This window comes from Pseudomonas sp. KB_15, from assembly GCF_052114525.1.
Lineage (GTDB): Bacteria > Pseudomonadota > Gammaproteobacteria > Pseudomonadales > Pseudomonadaceae > Aquipseudomonas.
This window is the reverse complement of record NZ_JBFREX010000178.1, coordinates 1-491: the sequence shown is the minus strand read 5'-3', so window position 1 is coordinate 491 and position 491 is coordinate 1. Positions and strand designations below refer to the sequence as shown.

Below are 491 nucleotides of genomic sequence, written 5' to 3'. Positions count from 1 at the left end.
TGCACGCTGAACACTTCGTTGTGACTCTCGCCCGCCTTCAGCGCCTGCACCGCACTGACAACGCCATCGGTGCCGTTGGCCAGGGTGTAGGTCCATTGGCCGTTGCTGTCCACGGCGATCGAGCCAAAGGTGCCGGTATTTGACCCGGCAATACTCCAAGTGGCGGTGGCATCGTGATCGATGTCAGCCGAGCTGAATTGGCCGCTGACGCTGAGTTGGATGTCTTCCTGCACCGCGCCGGCATCGTTGCCAGTCGCGAAATCGAGCACGGGCGCGTCATTGGTGCCGGTAATGGTGACGGTCACCAGCTGGGTGTCGACGCCACCGAGGCCGTCGCTGACCTGCACGCTGAACACTTCGTTGTGACTCTCGCCCGCCTTCAGCGACTGCACCGCACTGGCAACGCCATCGGTGCCGTTGGCCAGGGTGTACGTCCATTGGCCGTTGCTGTCCACGGCGATCGAGCCAAAGGTGCCGGTATTTGACCCGGC

General features: G+C 62.9%; 1 protein-coding gene. It reads right to left on the bottom strand.

All coding sequences use genetic code 11. The annotated features are described in order from the left end of the window. The coding region (locus AB4Z35_RS30330) for a VCBS domain-containing protein (RefSeq protein WP_442101206.1) at positions 1-491 on the bottom strand (491 nt) is incomplete at both ends.